Here is a 22,564-nt window from a genome sequence, read left to right on the forward strand (position 1 = left end):
GTGATGGTCGGCCGAAGAAATTGAACCGGTGCGGATGCATCTGTTCAAATGAAAGGTGGCCGGTGCGATAAAGATTGCGAAGTTCGATGTAATTCGCGGGGGTGGATATGCTGAACTCTTCAAATTGTTCGGACGTGCGGCTCGCCAAAGAACTTTTGATCAGGGCTCCATTCGGCAAAGGGAAAAGCGCGGGGGCAAAGCTCTTGCAGGAGTATCTTTGGGTCAACGGCATCAAGCCGACCATAGACGGTGATTGGGGGCCGACCACGCAGCATGCACTCAATGCCTTTTGCGCAGCGAAGGGTGTGAAGCCGGTTGCTACGGCGGATCAGGCAATGATGGATTTGCTGGCGCAGCCTTTGTTGCGTGCGGTTGCCGCCATCTCGCCGCAGGCGGATCTACCGGCGTCAATTGTTAAGTATGCAAAACAGCATCTGGCCGAGCATCCTATTGAAATAAACGGCGCCAATTCCGGGCCGTGGGTACGGCTCTACATGGCGGGAAACGAGGGGGCGCAATGGCTATGGTGCGCAGGTTTCGTTACCTACATCACCGCATATTGCTCGGGGCTGCACGGCGTCGAAAATCCGGTGCCGCGGACATTCGGCTGCGACGCGCTGGCAAAGAAGGCAAAGGCGGATGGGCGCTTTCGTCAGAAGGGTACGTTGCAGCCTGTGCCGCCGGGATCGGTTTTTCTGTTGCCGAGCAAAGTTAACGCGGCCGACTGGGTCCATACCGGGATCGTTCTGTCCGACAATGGTGGCACGCTCCTGACAGCGGAGGGCAATACCGACGCCAATGGAACATCGAACGGTTTTGAAGCGAACTCGCGCATGCGTGCCGCCAGGGGACTCGATATCGTCCTTACCTAACTGGACCGAAGCCAGTCGGATAAAGCATCGTGCGCTCGTCCGACCTCGGCCCAGATCGCAGGATCGGTCAGGTCGCCCGCGTCTATCGTCTCGGGCCAGTGTGCCTCGACGAGGCTGGCCAGTGCATCCCAGCGGGCAGGCGTTAGCAGGAAGCGCTGGTCGATCGCAGACTTGGCCGCCTCCGATACGGGTACGCGCAGGCGTAGGCAGGCCGGGCCACCGCCATTGCGCATGCTCTCGCGCACATCGACGATGATCGCCGCGACGATCGGATTGTCGCCCGAGATTGCGGCATCAATCGCGGAACGGACCGATGGGACGGTCTGGGTTTCGGCCGGCAGCACCAGCGCCATCGCGCCCGTCGGCAGCGTCACCAGCTGCGAATTGAACAGATAGGAGGAAACCGCCTCCGCCAGCGTTACCCCCGCGGTTTCGACCGCAACGAAACCCGGCACGGATGCGGAGAGTGCGGCGAACAGTGCATCGCGGCCTTCGAATGCCTGTGGGTGGGCGAACAGCACATTCTCATTGGCCACCGCGACGACGTCATTGTGAAAGGCGCCGGCCTCGATCGCATCCCGCGACTGTAGCGTGTGAATCGCGACGCCGACGCCAGCCATCCGTGCAACTGCTTCGCCCGCTCTGCGCGACTGGCGTTCGGGGAAGCGCCCGCCGCGCGGTTCGCCATGGACGAACACGTTGGCGCCCGCCGCTGCATGGCTTGTCGATAGCCGCATATGATTGGCGGCGCCCTCATCGCTGAATTGCGCTGTGGCGGGCAGAGCGGAGTGGACGGCGAAATGGCGCCTGTCGGCGAAGATCGTCGATAGCATCGCATGGGTGGCTGTGGCCTCGAACGAACGATGCAGCATGGTCGCGAGATTGGCGGTCACGAGGTGGACGCGCCCATCGTCGCAGTCGGGTGCTGCGAGCACGGTCGCGGCGTTCGCGGCCCACATCGACGAGGCCGAGCAGGCATTGTTGAACAGCACCGGATCACTCTCGGCGGCGGCGGTCAGTACCTCGGCATCGCTTCCGCCGAAGCCGAGGCTACGCAGGATCGCGACGCCGGGGCGGCGTGGCGGGGGAATGAAACCCTGCGTGAGGCCGCGGTCCATCAGCACCCGCATCTTGGCCAGACCCTGCAATGCGGCATCGCGCGGCCGCGAGACGCCACCGGCATTCGTGGCGCTCGCCAGATTGCCGACGGAGAGGCCCGCATAATTGTGGATGGGGCCGATCAGCCCGTCGAAATTGATCTCGGTCGCATGCATGCCGGAAACTCAGAACGGAAAATGGGTGATGTCGTCGCCCGGGCCGATGCCGAGCGTCGCCGCCGATATCCGATCGATCGCGGTGCCATTGGTGACGTTGCCCCTTGTCGCGCGGAAGGATCGGCCGTGTCCGGTGGCGATCAAGCTGTCGTTGCCGCCGTCGAGGATCGCGCGGATCGAGCCGCATCTTGCTTCGGCAACTCCGCGCAGGGCATCCGTCGCGGCTATCAGAGTCGGGCCGGCATCGAAAATGTCGACATAGCCTTCGTCGATGAAGCCTTCTTCGGCGAGCAGCGCCAGTGCAGGGCGGCCGTCGTCATGAACGCGGCCGATCGCGGCCTGCGCCTCTTCGGGCAGCATGTTGGTGTAGATCGGGTGGCGGGGGCCGAGATCGGCGATGAACTGGTTGCCGGTGATGCCGTTGATCCGGTCCGCCTCTGCAAAACCCATTGCGTAGAAGCGCCCGCCGACCGCGTCCCAGAAGGGGGAATCGTCATTGCGCAGATGGCCGCGCAGATCGGCGATCATCCGGTCGGCGAAGCGAGCGCGATCGCGTGCGATGAGCAGATAACGGCTGCGCGCCATCAGCCTGCCATAAGCGCCGCCGCGTAAGGCGGAATCCACGAGCAGCCCACCCACCTCGGTCGCGCCCTCCAGATCGTTGACCAGCGTCAGGACGTCGAAGCGCACCATATGCCCGTCGAGGCTGGAGCGCTGCGTGATCCGTCCGACGCGGTAACTGTAGAATGGCCAGTCGATCCCTGTGTGCGGGAATATCATGCCGCTGCCGCGCACCTTGCCGTCGATTTCGAGTAGGAGAAGAATGGCGCCCGACAGGTCCTCCCCATCGAGGAGCGCGTCGCTGCGGATGATCCGTTCTACCAGTGCTGGCCGGTCCGGGGGCAGATTGGTCAGCCCGGGTCCCGCCGATGTCGCCAGAGCGAGAAGTGCGTCCAGATCGGCTTCGGTCGCGGGGCGGATCACGGTCGCCATCGCTCTTGTGTGCGCCGGATGGGCCGACTTGTCGAGACGGCGCAATGCCCATCGAGGTGATTCACCCATGCTAACGCGATGGATACGCCGTTATAATCCATTGCGGAAACGGGCTGCGCTATTCGTCCGTTTGGCCGTGATGGTTTCGTTTGAACTTTTCTGTTAGTCGCCGATTTCTGGCAGTTCGTCAGGTGTCTGTGGGGCGTGTAGTCGGCATGGCTGGATCAGATGTGGGGCTCGCGTCCCAATCGATGCGGGTCGGCTTCCTGCGGCTTCTCGCGCTATTGCTCGCGGTTGCGCTCGCCAGCACCGCGATCCTTGTCGGAAGCGCGGAATATTTCGCCCGCGATCAGGCCAAGCGTCAGATGGTCGAAACCGCACGTGCGCTTTCACGCGTGCTCGACGGCGATTTCGCGCGGCATGAAGCGATGCTGCGTGCGCTGGCCCAGTCGCCCAGCGTCGCTGCCCACGATTGGGATGCCGTCGACGCGCAGGCGCGAGCGGTGTTGCGCAATCCCGACGCCTGGATCGTCGTGGGTGATCGCGGCGGCCGCCAATTGGTCAATACCAAGCTGGCGAGAGGCGCGATATTGCCGGCCGGCAAGGATCCTGGCTGGATCTGGCCGATCCTGGATCGCGCGCAGACCCACCTGTGCAACCTGACTCACGGCCTCGTCGAACGCGATATCATCTGCGTCGATGTTCCGATCATGGAGGATGGGCGCGCCGCTTATTACATGTCGGTGATCATGCGTCCGCGCGCATTGCAGCCGTTGTTCCAACGGCAGCGGCTCCCGTCGGACTGGTATGGATCGATTCTCGACACCAAGCTCGCCCTGGTGTGGCGCAGCCGCGATGCGACCAAATTTGTCGGCCATTCTGCCGCCGACGAGGCGAAGAAGGCGCTGCTGGCCAGCGATGAGGGCGTTATTGCCGCGACGTCGCTCGACGGGGTCAAGACCTATGCGGCGTATAGCCGCTCGCCGGTCAGCCGCTGGACATTCTTCATCGCGGCACCGCGCGAACAACTCGACTCCGGCATTTGGTCGACCTTGATCCTCGCCGCGATCGTGGTCGTGCTGCTGATGCTGGTGGGCGGCTTCGTGGCCTATCGCTGGGGTCAGCGCGCTTCACGGGGAGTGGAGGCCGTCGCGCACAGCGCCAAGGCGCTGGGTGCGCGCGAACCTTTCGTGGCTCCGGCCACACGGATTGCCGAACTCGACGCGATCGGCGTGGCGCTCGCCGAGGCCGACCAGCATTTGCGAGAACGCGATCAGGCGCTGGCCGCGCTCAACACCTCGCTGTCGCAACGGGTCGAAGAAGCGCTGGCGGAGCGCGAGCGCGTTCTGGCGCAACTGCATGAGGCGCAGAAGCTTGAAACGCTCGGGCGGCTGACGGGCGGTGTCGCGCATGATTTCAACAATCTGCTGGCGCCGGTCATGGGTGCGCTGGACCTGCTCCAGCTGCGCCATGGGACGGATCCCAAGAGCGGACGACTGATCGCCGCCGCACTTGCCAGTACGGAGCGCGCCAAGACGCTCGTCGCCCGCCTGCTCGCTTTCGCCCGTCGTCAGTCGCTCCAGCCGCGACCCGTGGATCTCGGTGCGCTCGTCCACGGGATGAGCGATCTGCTCCAGCGTTCGCTGGGATCGACGATCGAGGTTCAGATCGAATCCCCCAAAACGCCGGCCGTCGCATTGGTCGATCCCAACCAACTCGAACTGGCCTTGCTCAACCTTGCGATCAATGCGCGCGATGCCATGCCGGAGGGCGGGCCACTGCTGTTTCGCGTGATCGACGAGACGGAGGATTTTGTCCGCATTGAGGTGATCGACGGCGGCGAGGGCATGGATGATGCGACTCTGGCGCGCGCGATCGAGCCGTTCTTCACCACCAAGGAACAGGGCCGCGGGACCGGCCTTGGCCTGTCGATGGTCGACGGGCTTGCGGCGCAATCGGGTGGCTCATTCACGCTGAGCAGCCGGATCGGCGCCGGCACGATCGCCACCTTGCGCTTTCCACGTGCCCAGTTGCTGGAGGCGAGCCCCGCCAGCGCCGAACTTATCCCCGACCTGACGGAGCCCGGGCGCGTCCTGCTCGTCGATGATGAGGAGATGGTGCGGAGGGGCAGCGCGGAACTGCTCGAAGGGCTCGGTTATCAGACGGTTCAGGCGAGTTCGGGGGCCGAGGCTCTTCGCAAGATTGCGGAAGGGCCGGCCTTCGATCTGCTGATCAGCGACTATCTGATGCCCGGCATGAACGGCGCTGTGCTGATCGCCGAAGCGCGCAGGATCATGCCGAAGGTCCCTGTAGTCCTCGTCACCGGCTATGCCGCCCCCGACCTCGATCTGCCGGGCATTTCGATCCTCGCCAAGCCTTTCCGCCAGCGTGACCTGTCGATGAGCATCAGCGAAGCGCGCAACCTGGCGGCCGGCCTTTGACGCAGGCGGTGGATCGCGCGGACTTCGATCGGCGCGGCTTCCTGATCGCGGTCGTCGTCGGAACCTTGCTCTCGCTGGCGATGACCGGGCAGGTGGCGGGTTTCCGCAACAATATCTTCCACCTTCCTATACTCGCTGGCCTGCCCGACTTGCCGCAATTCGCCGCCGATCCTTACGTTCAGAGCCTGCGCTATTATTCGTCGGGCTTCTGGCAAAGCCTGCACGGTCTTGCGCCAGGCCATTCCGGGCTGATCCTGATCGATATCATGGCGCTGGTTTCCCGGACGGCCTGCATCGCTGCCTTTCTGCTGTGCGCCGACGCGATCGGGATAAGCCGACGCGGAGAGCGGCTATTCTTCGTGACCCTGCTGGCTTTCTCAAGCCTTGCCAACGGCTATTCGTCGGCGGGTTCGCATGGGCTGTTCATCAACAGCTTCACGCATAGCGAACTGGCCAATGCGTCGATGCTGCTATCCTTGTGGTGCGCTTGGCGCGGGCGCTTCTTCGGCGCCTTTGCGTGGAACGGCGTCACCTTCTTCCTCAACGCGTTCATGGCGGTGTGGATGGCGCTGCCGCTGCTGGCTGTCACGCTGGTGCTGGTCCGCCGCGGTGATGTCGCGCCGAAGGCGTTGGCGCTCCGCATGGTGACGGGGTTCGGCGCTTTTGTGCTGTGCGCTTCGCCGGCTTTGCTGGGGTTCATGGGCAATCCGGAACTTGGCCGGCCGATGGATCACGATTTCCTCGCCTATCTGCGCGAATATTTCCCCGAGCATTGGTTGATCGACGGATCGACCCCGCGATCGATCGCCGTACTCCTGCTGACCGCGACGACGGGGATTGTGGCTTCGTGGAGGCTGTCGCAGGTCGATCGGCGGGCGGCGCTGCTTATCGCCTCGCTTGCGGGCTTTATTGTAGACTGGCTGGCGGGAGCGCTGGTCCCGCTGGTCGCGCCGATACCGATGTTCATCAACCTTCAATTTCTGCGCGGCGGCGGCGGCATATTCCTGCTCTCCGCGCTCGCGCTCGCCGCGTTGACCGTGGTCGCAGCGCGGGATCAGGGGGAGGGGCGCCGTTTCTGGGCACCTTTGCTCGCGATCGGCGGCTGTACGGTGCGGCATGTCCTCCCGATCGCGCTGCTCGCCGCTGTGGTGATGCGGAGGCGCCTGCCGTCCGTCGTCACGCGGATCCGCCTGGATGTCGCGGCTGCCATTGCGTTGCTGCTCGTCTGGTCGGCGCTGATCGTACGACAGGCGCGCGAGAATGCCGTCGAGCGCGCCGACATCGCCGCCTGGACTGCGATTGGGGATTGGGCGCGGACGCACAGTGCGCCGGACGATCGTTTCCTGATCCCGATCGCGAACATCGTCTTCGTCGATCCGCCCTACACGCCGGCCGAACCGGGGCAGGGCGCGATGGTCGAAGGTTATGAGGTGTTTTCGACGATGTCCGAACGATCGACCTTCGTCGACGTCCGTTCGGGCGCGGCGGCATTATGGACGCCGAGTTATTATCTGCCGTGGCGTCGCCGCGTGCTGGCGGTCATGGCGCTGGCGAATCATGATGAGCGTTTGGCCTTCGCGGTGACGCATCGACTGGCCTATGTCGTCGATCGCTGCGGATCGCCGAATGCGCTGTTCGAGGCAGGTGGGCGGTGCGTCTATCGCGCGGTTCTGCCTCAGCGCAGGCAGTTCGCGAAGCCGTATCGATCGACCTGACCGATCCTCCGCGCGATGCGGTCTCCATAGCGGCGGGTGAACCCGCTTGGCGCGATCGCCCCCCGCTTCTTGGGTAAGGGTAACACCGCCGCGATCCGCGCGGCTTCGATGCGCGAGAGCCGCGAAGCGTCGTGGTGGAAATAGCGCATTGCGCCGGCATTGGCGCCGTAGGTACCGATCCCGGTCTCCGCGATGTTGAGATAGACTTCCATGATCCGCTGCTTGCCCCAGATCAGTTCGATCAGGACGGTGAAATAGGCTTCCAGCCCCTTGCGGACATAGCCGCCGCCCTGGAACAGAAAGGCGTTCTTGGCGGTCTGCTGGCTGATCGTCGATCCACCCCGAATCTTGCGCTCGCCTTCGATATTACTCGCAAGAGCCTTTTGTATCGCTTTGAAATCGAAACCATTATGTGTACAGAAATTGCCATCCTCGGCCGCGAGGGCGGCGAGCGGCATGTTCCGGTCCATGGTCGAAAGGCTCATCCAGTCCTTGGTGATGCCGCGCCCGCCGCCTGAATTGGCGATCATCGTCACCGTCACCGGCGGCGGCACGAAGCGGTATAGCAGCACCCACAGCACCGACACGGTGACGAAGATCAGGATCGCGCGACCAATCCAGCCGAGGACACGGCGGGGAAAGGATCTGCGAGGGGCGGAGGAACGCTTGGCCATAGATTGGCGATCACGATTAGCAGCGACGGATATTTCGGCAAGCGGCGGCGTTGGGCGGCGAAACGATGCTGGGAGATTGCCGATGCGTTACTGGATGATCGCGGCGTTAGTGCTCGCGATGCCCGCTTCGGCACAGGCGGCGGACTTGCGCGACTATTGCTCCGACCGCCCGGGCATCGGTACGCCGCCCTGCATCATCGACAAGGGTCATGTGTCGCTCGAGATCGGGCTTGCCGACTGGACGCTCGATCGCACGGCGGACGAGCGGGACAGCCAATATCTGCTCGGCGCCGCGCTGATCCGCTTTGGCCTCACCGATATAACCGAAGTTCAACTGGGCTGGGACGGTTTCGGGATCGATGACGACCGCGACAGGATAAGCGGCACGCGCCGCGATGCGCATCGCGCGGGCGACATGACCGTCGCACTGCGCCAGAGCCTGGCCAATCCGGATGGATCGGGCCTGTCAATTGCGTTGCAGCCTTATGCGACCCTGCCGGTCGGGCGCGAGCCGATCGGCGCGGGAGATTGGGGCACGGGCCTGCTCGTCCCGGTCAACTACGCGCTGAACGATCGGCTGAAACTGGAGATGATGCCCGAGGTCGATGCCGCCGTGGACGATGACGGGCATGGCCGCCATCTCGCCTTCGGCAGCGTCATCGGCCTGACCGACAAGCTTAGTGAAAAGGTGACGGCGTCGGTCGAGATGCAGGCGCTACGTGATCGAGACCCGACGGGGCATGCGACGATGATGCTCGCCGGCCTGTCGCTGGGCTGGCAACCGAGCGACAATTGGCAACTCGATGTCGGCTCCAACGCCGGGCTGAACCACAACAGTCCTGACGTCGAACTCTATCTGGGCGTCTCGCGGCGCTTCTGAAACAAAGGGGCGGGGCACCATCGGTACCCCGCCCCAAAATCCGTATCGGTCTCGCGATCACATCGCCGGCAGAAGCCGCTTTTCACCCGCAAGGCGAACCATCGCCTTCTGAAGCTTGTCGAAGGCGCGCACCTCGATCTGGCGAACCCGCTCGCGGCTGACGCCATAGACCTGGCTCAGTTCCTCGAGCGTCTTGGGCTCATCGACCAGACGCCGCTCGACCAGGATGTGCTTTTCGCGGTCGTTGAGCGCCGTCATCGCTTCCTCAAGCATGTTGTGGCGCAGGCTCTTTTCCTGCGCTTCGGCAACGCGCGAGTCCTGAAGCGGCTCGTCATCGACCAGCCAATCCTGCCACTGACCCTCGCCGTCCTCGCGCATCGAGACGTTGAGCGACGTATCGCCCCCCATCGCCATGCGGCGGTTCATCGAGGTCACTTCCTCCTCGGTCACGCCGAGATCGGTCGCGATCTTCTTGAGAACCTCGGGCTTCAGGTCGCCATCTTCGAACGCATCGAGCTTGGACTTCATCCTGCGCAGATTGAAGAACAGCTTCTTCTGCGCCGCAGTGGTGCCCATCTTAACGAGGCTCCACGACCGCAGGATATATTCCTGGATCGACGCCTTGATCCACCACATGGCATACGTGGCGAGGCGGAAGCCGCGATCGGGCTCGAACTTCTTAACGCCCTGCATCAGGCCGATATTGCCTTCCGAAATCAGCTCGTTCGTCGGCAGGCCATAGCCGCGGTAACCCATCGCGATCTTCGCCACGAGGCGAAGGTGCGAGGTGACGAGGCGCGTGGCCGCTTCCGGATCGCCATGCTCCTGAAAGCGCTTGGCGAGCATATATTCTTCTTCCGGCTTCAGCATGGGGAACTTCCGAATCTCTGCGAGATATCGGTTGAGGCTCTGCTCACCGCCGAGGGCCGGAATCGTCGCCGGGACGTTCTTGCCGCTAGCCATGATCGATCAAACTCCCTTTAGCATGGAACGAGTCGAAATCGGCTCTTTCCTCGATGTTTCTGATAGCATGAGTTCGCTGAACAGATGCTGCATATCCTGCGGACAATCGCTATCGAACCTTAAAGCTTCGCTTGTGATTGGATGAACGAAGCCCAATACGGCGGCGTGAAGCGCCTGCCGCTTGAATTCCAAACGAGCGAGGGTTTCGCGATGTTCCGGGCGACTTCGTCCGTAAGCGGGATCCCCTAGGAGGGGGTGTCCCAGCGAGGCCATGTGGACGCGAACCTGGTGGGTGCGGCCGGTTTCCAGCCGGCATTCGACCATCGCCGCGCTCTTGAGCTTCTGCACCGTGCGATAATGGGTGATGGCGTGCTTGCCGCGCCCTTCGGGAACGATCGCGATCTTCTTGCGGTTCGCATCCGATCGGGCCAGCGAGGCGCGTACCGTGCCGTCGACGGGGTTCGGCCAGCCTGCGACGATCGCCAGATAGCGCCGGTCGATGCTGTGTTTGGCGAATTGCGCGGCGAGCCCGACATGCGCCGGGTCAGTCTTGGCCGCGACCATCAGCCCCGACGTATCCTTGTCGATCCGGTGTACGATCCCCGGCCGTTCGACCCCGCCGATCCCCGACAGGCTACCTCGGCAATGATGGAGCAGCGCGTTGACCAGCGTTCCGTCGAAATTGCCCGCCGCGGGATGAACGACGAGCCCTGCCGGCTTGTCCACCACGATCAGATGCTCGTCCTCGAACACGACGTTGAGCGGGATTTCCTGCGCCTCGTTATGCGCGGGCTTGGGATCGGGAATGGTAACGGAATAAGCGACGCCCGGGCGCACTTTGGCGGCGGGATCGCGGGCGAGCGCGCCATTATCGGTCGCGACCTGTCCGGAGGATATCAGCGCCTTCAGCCGTTCGCGTGAAAGGGTCGGGATCAGCACGGCGAGCGTGCGATCGAGTCTCCACCCTTCGGCGTCGGCAGGCACGATTGCCAGCAATGTCGATTTCCCCCCGGTCATCGTTTATCGAGATGGACATGAATCTGCGGATTTCAAGAGCCATGCTGGAGGACGTAGCGGCGCACGCGGCGCGTGATCCCACCCTGGAAGTCTGTGGCCTTCTGTTGGGTGAACGGGGCGTGGTCGAAGCGATCCGGCCCTGCGCGAACGTCGCCGATGATCCCGCCCGACGCTTCGAGATCGATCCCGCCGCGCTGTTCGCGGCGCACAAGGCAGCGCGCCGTGGCGAGGCGGCCGCACCCATCGGCCATTATCATTCGCACCCATCGGGACGTGCCGAACCATCCATGTGCGACGCCGCTGCGGCCGAGCCCGGCACCCTCTGGCTGATCGTCGGTGAAGAGGGCGTACGGGCGTGGATCGCGCGACCGGGCGGCGCCCGGCACGACATGTTCGACGAAGTGACGATATTGTCCGTCGACGAGCCATAATCGCCTATTGGGCGTGTCTTGCCTAACAGCCGACTAACGGTCACAAGAGCGCCCTTGAATTTCACCCAAGGGCGGCCCGGCATCGTTTCGGGTGCGACAGCGATAAAGGACGAGTAGGATGGCGAGCAGAGCTGCGGAGTTCGCCAGTCTGCTATGTTCGCGCCTGTGTCATGATCTTCTGTCCCCGGTTGGCGCGCTCAACAACGGGTTGGAGCTTCTGGCCGACGAGACCGATCCAGAGATGCGCGCCCGTTGCATGGAATTGCTGGCGGAAAGCGCCGCGGCGACGGCGAACAAGCTGAAGTTCTTTCGCCTCGCATTTGGTGCGGCCGGTGGTTTCGGCGAAATGGTCGACACGCGTGAGGCGCGGGCGGCGATCGAAGGGTTGCATGGCGCCTCCAGCCGGGTTCAGATCGGATGGATGGTCGAGGAGGGCGCGCGCGCCAAAAACGCCGTCAAGATTCTGCTCAACCTCGCGCTGATCGCCGGTGATGCACTGGTGCGTGGTGGTCGTCTCGATATCGGTGCCGAGGGCAGCGAGATCGTCCTGCGCGCCGAAGGGCCGCGCATCGTGCTCGATCCGGAACTGCGAAATGCGATACTGGGCGAGGCCGACGAAGGGCTGATCAGCCCGCGCGCCGCCGCCGCCTGGCTGGTGCATCTGCTCGTTCAGGAAGAGGGTGGCCAGGTCCAGGTTTCCGAAGTCGAACCCGGCGTTCTACTAATGGGCGTCACTCTCCCCTGATGGTTTGACGCCTGCGGTGTGGGCTAAGCCCCGCAATAACCGCTTGTTTACCATCTATCTGCCATCAGCGACCTGATATCCGATCGGGAAAAGCATGATGGACGACCTGCTCAGCGACTTCATCGCTGAAACGCGCGAAACGCTTGAGGCGATCGCTGGGGAGATCGTGGCGTGGGAAGCCGCGCCCGGCGACCGCTCGCGTCTCGATTCGATTTTCCGCTTCGTCCACACCGTGAAGGGCAGTTGCGGTTTTCTCGATCTGCCGCGGCTCGAGCGGCTAAGCCACGCCGCCGAGGACGTGCTGGCCGATGTGCGCGACGATCGTCGCAAGCCCGATGCGCGCCTCGTCACGGCGGTCCTTGCCATCATCGACCGTATCTCCGAACTCACCGAGGCCATCGACAGCGGCCATGCGCTGCCTGACGGCGACGATCATATCCTGATCGCGGCTCTCAGCGAGGCCGAGGTCAGCGTGGCCGAGGAATCGCCAGCAACGGCGATTGCCGTGCCGGCAAACCGCGGCGTTGCGCGCAGCATCCGGCTGCCGGTCGACCTGCTCGACCGGATGATGGCGGGTGTGTCCGACATGGTGCTCGCCCGCAACGAATTGTCGCGCAAGCTGCGCGAAGTCGGCATCCAGTCGGGTATCGAAGTCGCGTTCGAGCGGCTTTCGCTGTGCATCGCCGAGATGCGCGATTCGATCACCCGCACCCGCATGGCGCGGATCGAGCACCTGTTCACGGCGCTGCCGCGCCTCGTTCGCGATATCTCGTCCGAACTCGGCAAGCAGGTGACCCTGCGGATCGACGGCGGCGACGTCGAGCTCGATCGCGAGATGATCGAGATGATCCGCGATCCGCTGACCCACATCGTTCGCAACGCGATTGATCATGGCATCGAGCGGCCCGAAGATCGCCTTCTAGCCGGCAAGCCAGCCATCGGCACTTTGGACGTCTGTGCGCGGCAGGTCGGCAACCACATCCTGATCGAAATCCTCGACGACGGGCGCGGCATCGACGCTGATCGGCTAGTCCGAAAGGCCATCGACAACGATGTCATCACGGAAGAGGCTGCGTCGCGCCTGGGCTGGGATGCCAAGCTTCAGCTGATCTTCTCGCCCGGCCTTTCGACTGCACAGTCGGTCACGGCGATTTCGGGGCGCGGTGTCGGCATGGACGTGGTCCGCGCCAATGTCGAAAAGATCGGCGGCACGGTCGAAGTCGAAAGCGTGCCCGGACGCGGTGTCCATCTTACAATGCGCGTGCCGATGACGCTGACGATCATCCCGGCGCTCACGGTCAGTTGCGGCGGGCAGCATTTCGCCATTCCGCGCTCGGCCATCGATGAGATCGTCCGCGTCGGCGGCGACGCCGTACGTCCTGCCAAGCTGGGCGGGGCAGACGTGGTGTTCATTCGCGGCGTCCGGCTACCGGTGGTCGCACTGGCCAACGTGATCGGGGCCGACGATGGCGGCGATCACCTGCATATGGTCGTGCTCAAACTGTCGGGCGGCAATCGCTATGCGCTCGCGGTCGATGCGGTCCATGATCATGAGGAGCTGGTGGTAAAGCCCGCCGCACCGATCATCATGGCGTGCGGCATCTATGGCGGCACGACCTTGCCCGACAACAGCCGGCCGATGCTGCTGCTCGATATCGCCGCGATCGCCGAGCGTGCGGGCGTCGACTGGAAGACAGGCGGGCGCGATCTGGCTGACGACAATGTGGAGGCGCTCGTCGAGCCGCATGACCCGATCCTGCTGTTCCGCGATCTGGATGGTACCGAGCGCGCGATCCCGCTGGCACTGGTCGAGCGGATCGAGGATTGCTTTGCCGGCGCGATCAGCGAGCGGGCAGGGCGGGTGCGCCTCGTTCACGAAGGGAGAATGATCCCGCTGCTCAGCTGCGGCGTGCCGATCACCGCACCCAAGGTTCGCGTGCTGCGAATGAACGATGGCACGGCCGAGATAGCCTATGCGATCGACACCGTGATTGACATCGCCCCGGTCGAGGTCGCCCTCCATCGCGCCGCGACGCCGGGTCTGGTCGCCGGCGTGATGCTGGTCGAGGATCGGCCGGTCGAGATGCTCGACAGTTTCTGGATGTTCGCCGAGGTCGCGCAGGCCGAAACGCCGGTCGAATGCAAGCCGCTCTGCCTGCTCGCCGACGACGATGCGTGGACCCGCAAGGTTCTGGCCCCGCTCGTCGAGGCCGCCGGCTATCGCGTAGCCTTCGATGATAGTGGCGCTGCGCCCGATCTGGTCATCGCGGGCGACGCGGCGACCGGCGAATTGAGCGCTCCGACCCTGCGTCTGCGGATGACGTCAGAACCGGTCGACGCATCCGATCCGAGCCTGTGGCGCTATGATCGCCCCGCCTTGCTCGCCGAACTTCAACGCCACCGCACCCGCAGGAACGCCGCATGATGACCGATCTCTACCTGATCGTCGAAATCGACGGCCAGAAGGCGGTGCTTCCGGCCAGTTGTATCGAATCGGTGGTCGAGATGGGGGAGGTGACGCCCGTTCCCTGTGCCCCGCGCCATGTGCTGGGCCTGTTTGCGCTCCGCAGCCGGGTGATGACCGTTATCGATACGCGGGCGGCGCTCGGCGCGGACGTCCGCCCCGGTGGGCGCGCCGTGCAGGCGGTGATCGTGACGATGGGAGACCATCTTTACGGTTTCGTGGTCGATCACGTCGACGACGTCGTGCCCATCGATGGTGCGCCTGCGCCTGCGCGCGCATTGCTGTCGCCGGGCTGGGCTGCGATGAGTGCTGGCATATTGGAGCATGACGGCATGCCGATGATCGTGCTCGATGTCGACGCGCTGATCAGCGGAAAACCCACCGCGCTCGCGGCCTGATCGCGTTAACCGGTCGCTTACCGCCGTCGGTTATTATCCAGCGGATTCAAATGCTCACGGGACACCGCATGAAGACCTGCCTCGTCGTCGATGACTCAAAGGTGATCCGCAAGGTCGCCCGTCACATATTGGAAGGGCTGAGCTTCAACGTCGATGAAGCCGGCGATGGGCGCGAGGCGCTCGATCGCTGCCAGAGTTCACCGCCCGACGTGATCCTGCTCGACTGGAACATGCCCGTCATGAGCGGGATCGAGTTCCTGCGTGCGCTCGGCCAGACCGAAATCGCGCCTCGCCCGAAGATCGTGTTCTGCACGACCGAGGACGATGTGGGGCACATCCGTGCCGCGATCGATGCGGGCGCCGACGAATATATGATGAAGCCGTTCGATCGCGCGACGATCGAAAACAAGCTGCAGATCGTAGGCGTCGCCTGACATGGCACCGGCGGGCGCCGAACGCGGACAGCGAAGGGCGCCCGGCGGCGGCAGGATCGCGGCGGCGCCGCCGATCCGCATCCTGCTGGTGGACGACTCGCTTGTTGCGCGCACGGTGCTCGCGCGGCTTGTCGAAGGAGATTCGCGTTTCGAGGTTGCGGGCGCCTTTCCCGGTGCCGATCGCGCAATCGATTTTCTGCGCACTGCTCCGGTCGACATCGTCGTCCTGGATGTCGAGATGCCCGGCAAGGACGGGCTGACCGCGCTTCCCGAGATATTGGAGGCGTGCAAGGGCGCCCGCGTGCTGATTGTCTCGTCGGCTGCGGCCAAGGGCGCGGCGGCTACGATGCGTGCGCTGACGCTGGGCGCCGCCGACACGTTGCTCAAGCCGACCGCCGGCAGCTTCGGCGCCGATTTCACCCGTAAGTATATCGATACGCTTCTCCGGCTTGGCCACCGCCGCAAGGCCGTCGGCGCGGAGCAGGCCTATGAGCCGGTCCACGTCGCGCCCATGCCGGAGCCGGTTCTGGTGCCGCTGCGCGCCCCGCAGGCGGGTGGTCCTGTCGAATGTCTGGCGATCGGGGCGTCGACTGGAGGACTTCACGCTCTGTCGGCCTTCCTTCAGGCGCTGCCGAAGGAATTCGACGCGCCGATCCTGGTCACCCAGCATCTGCCGCCCGTCTTCATGTCGTATTTCGCCAACCAGCTGCGCGACATCTGCGGCCGCCCCGCCAAGGTGGCGCAGGACGGCATGCGTCTCGTTCGCGGCGAGATCATCGTCGCGCCGGGCGAAGGGCATATCCGACTGATCATGACCGATGTCGTGCGGATCAGGATCGATCACGATCCGGCACCGAGCCGCTGCATGCCCTCCGTCGATCCGATGTTCGAGGCTGTCGCCGAGCTGTTCGGTCCTGCTGGTGTCGGTATCGTGCTCACCGGCATGGGCCGCGACGGGACGATCGGCGCGCGCAATCTTGTTGAGGTGGGGGCCGAAGTGCTCGCGCAGGATTCGTCGAGCTCGGTGGTCTGGGGCATGCCCGGATCGGTTGCGCGGGCGGGTCTTGCGAACGTGGTGGCACCGCCCGCGCAGCTCGCCGCCTGCGTCGCGGCGCGCGGTTCGGCATGGACCTGAGCCCTGCCACGGCGCGCCAGATCGCGCGCATTTTCGAAAAGGATACCGGGCAGCGCCTTGGCGATGATCGGCTGTGGCGGGTCAATGCCATGCTGACGCCCTTATGTCGTCGCCTTGGTGTCGAGCCGAGCGATCTGGCGGGGCGAGCCGCCGCCGATCCGCGCGATCCCGCGATGACGCAGGTCGTCGATGCGCTTTTGAACAACGAGACGAGCTTCTTTCGCGACGGCGCGGTGTTCCGGCAGATCCAGGACGACATTTTGCCCGAACTGGCGCTGCGCTGCGCCGCGAGCCGACGAATACGCATCTGGTCCGCCGGCTGCGCGACAGGGCAGGAACCTTATTCGATCGCGATGCTGTTCGCCGAGGATCCCGAACGCTGGCAGGGCTGGTCGATTGAGATATTGGGCACCGATATGTCGCGCGCCGCGCTCAAGCGGGCGAGCGCGGGAAACTACACCGCATTCGAAGTGCAACGGGGGCTTCCCGGGCGGCTTCTGGGCAACTGGTTCGTCGAAAAGACCGACGGCAGTTGGACGATCGTGCCGCAGATCGCCGCGATGGTCCGCTTCGCACCCCATAATCTGATGAGGCCACCGCCTGGCCAGCGCAGCTACGATCTCGTCTTGTGTCGCAACGCGTTGCTCTATTTTCCGCCGCACAACCGCGCGGTGGTCCTCGCCGGGCTGGCTGCGGCGATGAAGCCCGATGCGGCGTTGATCCTCGGCGCGGGAGAGACGGCAGGAGCCGATGCGCGTCAACTCGTTGCCGACGCGGACCTGCTGACCGTCTTCCGCCACGCAGCCTGACGCCCTTGCCCCTTTGCGGGGCGGAGCTACATGTGGCGCATGAGCGAGATCATCGATTGCCCGTCGCCGAATCATGACGCCCGCAAGCTGCCGATCAGCATGGTCGTGCTCCACTATACCGGGATGCAGGACGGCCCGTCGGCGATCGAACGGCTGACCGATGCCGACGCCAAGGTTTCAAGCCATTATGTGGTTGCCGAGGACGGGCAGGTGCTTCGTCTCGTGCCTGAGGATCGGCGCGCCTGGCATGCGGGCAAGAGCCATTGGCGGCACATCACCGACGTTAACTCGGCCAGTGTCGGTATCGAGATCGTCAATCCCGGCCACGAATGGGGCTATCGCCCGTTTCCACGCGCGCAGATGGATTCGATCGTCCCGCTCGTCGCCGAGATCGTGAAGCGATACGATATCGCGCCGGCCAACGTCGTCGGCCATTCGGATATCGCGCCGGCGCGCAAGCAGGATCCGGGCGAGCTGTTCGATTGGGAAATGCTCGCCAAGGTCGGCCTCGCGATCAAGCGGCCGCGCAAGAACCTCGCTGATCCGCATTGGACGCCGGGCGGCTTCCTGCTCGCGCTCGAACGCTTCGGCTATGACGTTGTCGACGGCCCGGCTGCCGTTACCGCCTTCCAGCGCCGTTTCCGACCCGAGACGATCGACGGGATCGCCGATGGCGAGTGTCGCGCCATCCTGCTGAGCCTCCTGCTGGACCGTGAAAATGGCCTTAGCCGCTAAAGTGGGTGAGGGTCGCGCCCCGATCCTCGGCGTCGTCCGCTCGGTCATGGGCCAGCCCTGGCATTGGCGCGGTGGCTCCGCCGACGCCCGCGACGAGGGGTTCGAGCCGGACGATCTGGTGACCCAGTTGCTGCTCGCGCGCGGTTGTCCGCGCGACGCGGTCGAGGACCATCGCGCGCCGACGATACGTGCTTTCATGCCCGATCCGTCGATCTTTCGTGACATGGACCGCGCCGCCGAACGCCTGGCCGATGCAGTGTTGGCTGGAGAAGCTATCACTGTTTTTGGTGATTATGACGTTGATGGAGCAACTTCCGCAGCATTGTTGATACGCATTCTGCGCGATCTGGGGTGCCCGGTCGGCTATTATATCCCCGATCGGCTGATGGAGGGTTATGGCCCGTCGGGCGAAGCGCTGGTGCGGATCGGGACGGCAGGCAGCAAGCTGATTGTCACGGTCGATTGCGGCGCGCAGGCGTTTGACGCGCTTGCGCAGGCGAGCGCCGCCGGGATCGAGGTGATCGTCGTCGATCATCATCAATGCGCGGCCAGGCTTCCGGAAGCGCTCGCGGTCGTGAACCCCAATCGGCTCGACGAAGATGAAGGTGCGGCGCATGGCCATCTGGCGGCGGTCGGGGTTGCCTTCCTGTTGGGTGCGGCGTTGCTGCGCGTGCTGCGGGCACGTGGATTTTTTGCGGGAAAGATCGAGCCGAAGATATTGGAACTGCTCGATATCGTTGCCCTCGGGACGGTGGCCGATGTTGCACAGCTCAAGGGGCTCAATCGTGCCTTCGTCGCGCAGGGGCTCAAGGTGATGGCGAACCGGCGCAATGTTGGTTTGAACGCGCTGATCGGCGCGGCGCGGCTGTCGCGTGCGCCCACCTGCACCGATCTCGGCTTTGCGCTGGGGCCGCGTATCAACGCGGGTGGGCGTGTCGGCAAGTCCGATCTTGGCGTGCGCCTGCTGACGACCGAAAATGCCGATGAAGCGACGGAGATCGCCGCCGAACTCGATCGGCTGAACGAGGAACGCCGTGCGATCGAGGCGACCGTTCAGGCCGAGGCGGAAGTGGCTGCGCTCCATCAGGGCAATCGCGCGGTCGCGGTGGTTTCGGGCGAAGGCTGGCATCCCGGCGTGATCGGGATCGTGGCGGGGCGCCTCAAGGAGAAGCTCGGCAAGCCCGCGATCGTCATCGCTCTCGATGCCGAAGGCGTCGGCAAGGGATCGGGCCGGTCGGTGTCGGGCGTCGATCTGGGCGCAGCGATCCTGGCGGCGAAGGATATGGGGCTGCTCGTCGCGGGCGGCGGTCATGCGATGGCGGCGGGTCTGACGGTCGGCCCGGGGGGTATCGAGGCGTTGGCCGACTTCCTCGATGCGCGGCTCGAAACCGCGGTCGCGCAGGCATCGGACGGACGCGCACTGCTTCTCGACGGCGTCGTCGCATCCGGCGGCGTCACGCCCGCATTGGTGGAGGCTTTGGAAGCCGGTGGACCTTATGGCGCGGGTTGGCCGGCCCCCCGGATCGCCGCCGGGCCGGTACGGATCATCAAGGTCGATGTGGTCGGCAACGGACATGTCCGCGCGATCGTTCAGGGTCGCGACGGCCGTTCGTTCAAGGCGATGGCCTTCCGCGCTGCGGAAACGCCACTGGGTGAGGCGCTGCTCGGCGCCGGGCCGGGCCGCTCGCTCTGGATCGCGGGCCGACCGAAGATCGACGATTGGGGAAGCCGCCCCGCCGCCGAAATGCACCTTGAGGATGCCGCCTGGGCCGATTGAGGCTCAAAACCCGATCCCGCACGTTCCAGCGGCTCAGTAACAGGAGACCGCCATGACCGAGATCGACCGGCTCGTCCTTGCGCCCGACGATATCGATCTGGCGCGGTCGCCATTGGGCCGCGAACTGGGGCACGAAACCTATGTGCTGGGCGCGTTCAATCCGGGGCTGACAAGGCTGCCCAACGGCAATCTGTTGATGATGGTCCGCGTCGCCGAGGCGCTGCGCCATCCGATCCGCGACGGTCATGTCCACGCGATCCGCTATGACGAGGCGGGCGGGCGTTTCACGATCGACGCATGGCCGCTCGAATTTGCCGACACCGCCGATCCGCGCAAGTTCATGATCCGCGGCGGCGGGTGGAAGATCATGGCGCTGACCTCGCTCAGCTGGCTGCTGCCGGTCGAACTCAGCCCCGACGGGCTCGGCCGGATCGCGATCCATTACGACAAGGCGATCGCGCCCCGATACGATCTTCAATGCTACGGCCTGGAGGATGCGCGGATCAGCAGGGTCGGCGATCGCTTCTTCATGACGACTTGCTCGGTCAGCCCCGAGCGGCACTCGACCACGCTCTACAGCTCGAACGACGCGCTGGACTGGCATTTCGAAGGGATCGTCCTCGATCATCAGAACAAGGACATGCTGATTTTCGAAGGGCTGATCGGTGGCAAATATTGGGCGCAGACGCGGCCGCTCGGCGATCTCTATTTCGCCTACCCACCGGGCAGCGAATGGCGTGCAGGGCCGTCGATCAACCTCGCCAGTTCGCCCGACGCGCTCCACTGGAAGCCATATGAGAAGCCTGGAATCCGGCCGCATGCCGGCACGGTCGCGACAGCGCGGATGGGGGGCGGGACGCCGCCGATCCTGACCGACGATGGCTGGCTGACCCTGTGGCACGGCGTCGAGCCGAGCGGGATCGTCGGCATCTACCGCACTTATTGGTCGATCCTCGACCGCGACGATCCGTCGAAGCTGGTTCGCACCGACCACGCGCCGCTGATCGAGGCGAACCCAGACCTCACCCGGCCGATCGAGGAGCAGATGTATCTCCACGATGTCGTGTTCACGACGGGCATCGTCGATGCGGGCGATCATTTCGTCGTGGCGTCGGGCGAGGCGGATCTCGCCTGCCGGATTACCCACATCCCCAAGGCGCGCTTCGGCCTCTAGGCCGGTATGTGGTTCGCCCCGATGTAGGCGAAGGTCATCGCCGGGCCGAGCGTTGCGCCGGGGCCGGGATAGGAGCGGCCATAGATCGAGGCGGTGCAGTTGCCGGCCGCGTAGAGGCCTGCGATCGGCTGACCGTCGGTACCAACGACCCGTGAATGCTCGTCGGTAACGAGGCCGCCCTTGGTGCCGAGATCGCCCAACAGCATGCGGACCGCGAGGAACGGGCCTTTGTCGACCGGAGCGAAGCTGCCATTGGGTTTGACGGTCGGGTCGTTCCAGAAACCCTCATAGGGGCTCTCTCCCCGTTGGAAGTCCTCGTCGACGCCCTTGGCGGCCATCGTGTTGAAGCGGGCGAGAGTAGCCTTCAGGTTCGCGGCGTCGATCCCGGTCTTGCCGGCCAGCGCCTCGATCGTGTCGGCCTGGATGAAGAAGCCCGCGTCGATCAACGCTTGCGGCGTCTTGCCCGGCATCATGCCGCAGAACATGTAGCGGCTGCGGTGGGTGGCATCGACGATCAGCCACGCTTCGGTAAGCCCCGCCTTTCGCATGGCCGATCCGAACGAGTAATAGTCGGCAGCCTCGTTGACGAAGCGCCGTCCCGACTGATCGACGACGATGCTGTGGGGGAGGGATCGTTCGGCGAGGCAGAAGATCGCATCAGGCACACCCGGCATCGCGAAGGCGGTGCCCCACCAGGCGGCGTCGAGCATCGCGGTCTTCGCACCGATGGCGTCGGCCATGCGGATGATGTCGCCGGTGTCGTCTCGCGAGGCGGACGATTGGGCGCCGTCGATCCCCTGAAGCTCGGTCCGCATCGCATCGGCATGGGCGAAGCCGCCCGCGCAGAGGAACAGCGCCTTGCCCGCGCCGATCCGCCCGCCGCCCGCCAGCACAATGCCGGTCGCGCGGCCACCCTCGATCACCACCTCGGCGATCGGGCTGTTCAGGCGGACCTCGATCCCCAGCCGGTCGGCGACCATGCGGAGTTGGCCGATCAGGCTTTCGCCGCAGCCGAGCGGGATCCAGCCTTTCGCGCGGCGCAGCTTCTCGCCCAGGAACACCCGCGCCATCGCGGCGATGCTGGTGAGGCTGGTGAAGGCGCGCGAGACCTTGGGAATGTCCTTGATCATGATCGCGAAGGGCGCGCCCGACCGGCGCATCGTCGCGAGGTTCGCGCCCAGCCTGCGGCCGTCGGCGATCTCCATATCGAGCCCGCGGGCGAGACCGGCATGGAGGGCGGCGCGATAATCGGGCTGGGGCGAGCTGGTCCAGGCAAAGCCTTCGTCGGTCAGCAGATCGACGAGATGCGGCCCCTGTTCGAGCATCGCGCGGCGCTTGGCCTTGTCGGTCGGGTCGTCGGCGGGGTTGCGGATCTCGTCGAGATAGGCTTCGGCTGCGTCCAGCGTATCGTGGACGCCCGAGGCACGCTGATAGCGGTTGGTGGGCACCCACAGGCCGCCGCCCGACAAAGCGGTCGTGCCGCCCCAGACGGCGGCTTTCTCCAGCACTCTGACTTTGAGCCCGCGCTTCGCCGCGACGATGGCGGCGGTCAGCCCCGAAGCGCCGCTGCCGACCACCACCACATCGAAGCTTTCATCCCAGCTCATGCGATCCTCCCGGGCCGGCCGGTCTG

The 22,564-nt window shown here is 64.7% G+C and carries 20 protein-coding genes; 14 read left to right on the forward strand and 6 right to left on the reverse strand.

The features are described from left to right. The first annotated feature begins 107 nt into the window (after window positions 1-107). Entirely contained in the window at window positions 108-872 is a 765-nt protein-coding gene (locus tag FYJ91_RS00155; protein WP_149520271.1) for a CHAP domain-containing protein, read from the forward strand. On the opposite strand, the gene FYJ91_RS00160 is transcribed toward FYJ91_RS00155, so the two are convergent. Continuing rightward, window positions 869-2,146 carry an N-succinylarginine dihydrolase gene (locus FYJ91_RS00160; RefSeq protein WP_149520272.1) on the reverse strand — a complete coding sequence of 426 codons (1,278 nt, stop codon included), beginning with the start codon at window positions 2,144-2,146 and terminating at the stop codon, window positions 869-871. The two genes, FYJ91_RS00155 and FYJ91_RS00160, sit on opposite strands and share 4 nt — an antisense overlap. Before the next feature lie 9 nt (window positions 2,147-2,155). Then, the gene (locus FYJ91_RS00165) at window positions 2,156-3,139 is read right to left on the reverse strand and encodes an arginine N-succinyltransferase (protein ID WP_149520273.1); all 984 of its coding nucleotides are present in this window, start codon (window positions 3,137-3,139) and stop codon (window positions 2,156-2,158) included. 215 nt (window positions 3,140-3,354) lie between these two features. Between FYJ91_RS00165 and FYJ91_RS00170 the strand changes: the two genes are divergently transcribed. Both FYJ91_RS00170 and FYJ91_RS00175 read left to right on the forward strand, forming a co-directional pair. Further along, window positions 3,355-5,580, forward strand: a complete 2,226-nt coding sequence (locus FYJ91_RS00170; RefSeq protein WP_149520274.1) for an ATP-binding protein — start codon at window positions 3,355-3,357, stop codon at window positions 5,578-5,580. After that, entirely contained in the window at window positions 5,577-7,295 is a 1,719-nt protein-coding gene (locus tag FYJ91_RS00175; protein WP_149520275.1) for a hypothetical protein, read from the forward strand. Before FYJ91_RS00170 ends, FYJ91_RS00175 begins: the two co-directional genes overlap by 4 nt. Here FYJ91_RS00175 and mtgA read toward each other — a convergent pair. Next, on the reverse strand, window positions 7,256-7,969 hold the full coding sequence (gene mtgA, locus FYJ91_RS00180; RefSeq protein WP_149520276.1) for a monofunctional biosynthetic peptidoglycan transglycosylase: 714 nt from the start codon (window positions 7,967-7,969) through the stop codon (window positions 7,256-7,258). The two genes, FYJ91_RS00175 and mtgA, sit on opposite strands and share 40 nt — an antisense overlap. An 82-nt stretch (window positions 7,970-8,051) precedes the next feature. On the opposite strand from mtgA, the gene FYJ91_RS00185 reads away from it, so the two are divergent. Continuing rightward, on the forward strand, window positions 8,052-8,849 hold the full coding sequence (locus FYJ91_RS00185; RefSeq protein ID WP_149520277.1) for a transporter: 798 nt from the start codon (window positions 8,052-8,054) through the stop codon (window positions 8,847-8,849). 57 nt (window positions 8,850-8,906) lie between these two features. Here the strand turns inward: FYJ91_RS00185 and rpoH are convergent, their stop codons facing one another. Beyond that, complete coding sequence (gene rpoH, locus FYJ91_RS00190) at window positions 8,907-9,812, reverse strand: RNA polymerase sigma factor RpoH (RefSeq protein WP_149520278.1); 906 nt, start codon at window positions 9,810-9,812, stop codon at window positions 8,907-8,909. A gap of 6 nt (window positions 9,813-9,818) precedes the next feature. Then, window positions 9,819-10,829, reverse strand: coding sequence for an RluA family pseudouridine synthase (locus FYJ91_RS00195; protein ID WP_149520279.1), 1,011 nt, complete (start codon window positions 10,827-10,829; stop codon window positions 9,819-9,821). Between the two features lie 17 nt (window positions 10,830-10,846). Between FYJ91_RS00195 and FYJ91_RS00200 the strand changes: the two genes are divergently transcribed. The 10 genes from FYJ91_RS00200 (at window position 10,847) to FYJ91_RS00245 (ending at window position 20,931) form a co-directional block, all read left to right on the forward strand. After that, a complete protein-coding gene (locus FYJ91_RS00200; RefSeq protein ID WP_149520280.1) occupies window positions 10,847-11,260 on the forward strand; it encodes a M67 family metallopeptidase in 414 nt (137 codons plus the stop codon). A gap of 118 nt (window positions 11,261-11,378) precedes the next feature. Continuing rightward, on the forward strand, window positions 11,379-12,005 hold the full coding sequence (locus FYJ91_RS00205; protein WP_149520281.1) for a histidine phosphotransferase family protein: 627 nt from the start codon (window positions 11,379-11,381) through the stop codon (window positions 12,003-12,005). Window positions 12,006-12,102: 97 nt separating this feature from the next. After that, window positions 12,103-14,430 carry a chemotaxis protein CheA gene (locus tag FYJ91_RS00210; protein WP_149521271.1) on the forward strand — a complete coding sequence of 776 codons (2,328 nt, stop codon included), beginning with the start codon at window positions 12,103-12,105 and terminating at the stop codon, window positions 14,428-14,430. Further along, window positions 14,427-14,867 carry a chemotaxis protein CheW gene (locus tag FYJ91_RS00215; RefSeq protein ID WP_246152333.1) on the forward strand — a complete coding sequence of 147 codons (441 nt, stop codon included), beginning with the start codon at window positions 14,427-14,429 and terminating at the stop codon, window positions 14,865-14,867. Before FYJ91_RS00210 ends, FYJ91_RS00215 begins: the two co-directional genes overlap by 4 nt. 68 nt (window positions 14,868-14,935) lie before the next feature. Then, window positions 14,936-15,301 (forward strand): response regulator, encoded by a 366-nt coding sequence (locus FYJ91_RS00220; protein WP_149520282.1) that lies wholly within the window; start codon window positions 14,936-14,938, stop codon window positions 15,299-15,301. 1 nt (window position 15,302) lies between these two features. After that, window positions 15,303-16,436: a chemotaxis-specific protein-glutamate methyltransferase CheB gene (gene cheB / locus FYJ91_RS00225; protein ID WP_149520283.1), complete on the forward strand. Its 1,134-nt coding sequence runs from the start codon at window positions 15,303-15,305 to the stop codon at window positions 16,434-16,436. Further along, entirely contained in the window at window positions 16,427-17,245 is an 819-nt protein-coding gene (locus FYJ91_RS00230; protein WP_149520284.1) for a CheR family methyltransferase, read from the forward strand. Before cheB ends, FYJ91_RS00230 begins: the two co-directional genes overlap by 10 nt. A 30-nt stretch (window positions 17,246-17,275) precedes the next feature. After that, window positions 17,276-17,980: an N-acetylmuramoyl-L-alanine amidase gene (locus FYJ91_RS00235; protein ID WP_425473955.1), complete on the forward strand. Its 705-nt coding sequence runs from the start codon at window positions 17,276-17,278 to the stop codon at window positions 17,978-17,980. A 46-nt stretch (window positions 17,981-18,026) separates the two neighbouring features. Continuing rightward, window positions 18,027-19,757 carry a single-stranded-DNA-specific exonuclease RecJ gene (gene recJ / locus FYJ91_RS00240; protein ID WP_246152446.1) on the forward strand — a complete coding sequence of 577 codons (1,731 nt, stop codon included), beginning with the start codon at window positions 18,027-18,029 and terminating at the stop codon, window positions 19,755-19,757. Between the two features lie 52 nt (window positions 19,758-19,809). Beyond that, window positions 19,810-20,931, forward strand: a complete 1,122-nt coding sequence (locus FYJ91_RS00245) for a glycoside hydrolase family 130 protein (protein ID WP_149520287.1) — start codon at window positions 19,810-19,812, stop codon at window positions 20,929-20,931. On the opposite strand, the gene FYJ91_RS00250 is transcribed toward FYJ91_RS00245, so the two are convergent. Continuing rightward, window positions 20,928-22,538, reverse strand: a complete 1,611-nt coding sequence (locus FYJ91_RS00250) for an FAD-dependent oxidoreductase (RefSeq protein ID WP_149520288.1) — start codon at window positions 22,536-22,538, stop codon at window positions 20,928-20,930. The genes FYJ91_RS00245 and FYJ91_RS00250 overlap by 4 nt on opposite strands. Window positions 22,539-22,564 lie beyond the last annotated feature (26 nt).

Source organism: Sphingomonas montanisoli, from assembly GCF_008274695.1.
In the GTDB taxonomy this organism is placed as follows: Bacteria; Pseudomonadota; Alphaproteobacteria; order Sphingomonadales; family Sphingomonadaceae; genus Rhizorhabdus; species Rhizorhabdus montanisoli.

What these genes read in the sequence shown, in the direction of transcription:
- FYJ91_RS00250 (WP_149520288.1), bottom strand. Translation starts at nt 22,538, where the DNA reads ATGAGCTGGGATGAAAGCTTCGATGTGGTGGTGGTCGGCAGCGGCGCT.
- FYJ91_RS00195 (WP_149520279.1), bottom strand. Translation starts at nt 10,829, where the DNA reads ATGACCGGGGGGAAATCGACATTGCTGGCAATCGTGCCTGCCGACGCC.
- mtgA (WP_149520276.1), bottom strand. Translation starts at nt 7,969, where the DNA reads ATGGCCAAGCGTTCCTCCGCCCCTCGCAGATCCTTTCCCCGCCGTGTC.
- FYJ91_RS00205 (WP_149520281.1), top strand. Translation starts at nt 11,379, where the DNA reads ATGGCGAGCAGAGCTGCGGAGTTCGCCAGTCTGCTATGTTCGCGCCTG.
- FYJ91_RS00235 (WP_425473955.1), top strand. Translation starts at nt 17,276, where the DNA reads ATGTGGCGCATGAGCGAGATCATCGATTGCCCGTCGCCGAATCATGAC.
- FYJ91_RS00200 (WP_149520280.1), top strand. Translation starts at nt 10,847, where the DNA reads ATGAATCTGCGGATTTCAAGAGCCATGCTGGAGGACGTAGCGGCGCAC.
- cheB (WP_149520283.1), top strand. Translation starts at nt 15,303, where the DNA reads ATGGCACCGGCGGGCGCCGAACGCGGACAGCGAAGGGCGCCCGGCGGC.
- rpoH (WP_149520278.1), bottom strand. Translation starts at nt 9,812, where the DNA reads ATGGCTAGCGGCAAGAACGTCCCGGCGACGATTCCGGCCCTCGGCGGT.
- FYJ91_RS00160 (WP_149520272.1), bottom strand. Translation starts at nt 2,146, where the DNA reads ATGCATGCGACCGAGATCAATTTCGACGGGCTGATCGGCCCCATCCAC.
- FYJ91_RS00210 (WP_149521271.1), top strand. Translation starts at nt 12,103, where the DNA reads ATGGACGACCTGCTCAGCGACTTCATCGCTGAAACGCGCGAAACGCTT.
- FYJ91_RS00220 (WP_149520282.1), top strand. Translation starts at nt 14,936, where the DNA reads ATGAAGACCTGCCTCGTCGTCGATGACTCAAAGGTGATCCGCAAGGTC.
- FYJ91_RS00165 (WP_149520273.1), bottom strand. Translation starts at nt 3,139, where the DNA reads ATGGCGACCGTGATCCGCCCCGCGACCGAAGCCGATCTGGACGCACTT.
- FYJ91_RS00215 (WP_246152333.1), top strand. Translation starts at nt 14,427, where the DNA reads ATGATGACCGATCTCTACCTGATCGTCGAAATCGACGGCCAGAAGGCG.
- FYJ91_RS00155 (WP_149520271.1), top strand. Translation starts at nt 108, where the DNA reads ATGCTGAACTCTTCAAATTGTTCGGACGTGCGGCTCGCCAAAGAACTT.
- recJ (WP_246152446.1), top strand. Translation starts at nt 18,027, where the DNA reads ATGGGCCAGCCCTGGCATTGGCGCGGTGGCTCCGCCGACGCCCGCGAC.
- FYJ91_RS00230 (WP_149520284.1), top strand. Translation starts at nt 16,427, where the DNA reads ATGGACCTGAGCCCTGCCACGGCGCGCCAGATCGCGCGCATTTTCGAA.
- FYJ91_RS00245 (WP_149520287.1), top strand. Translation starts at nt 19,810, where the DNA reads ATGACCGAGATCGACCGGCTCGTCCTTGCGCCCGACGATATCGATCTG.
- FYJ91_RS00170 (WP_149520274.1), top strand. Translation starts at nt 3,355, where the DNA reads ATGGCTGGATCAGATGTGGGGCTCGCGTCCCAATCGATGCGGGTCGGC.
- FYJ91_RS00185 (WP_149520277.1), top strand. Translation starts at nt 8,052, where the DNA reads ATGCGTTACTGGATGATCGCGGCGTTAGTGCTCGCGATGCCCGCTTCG.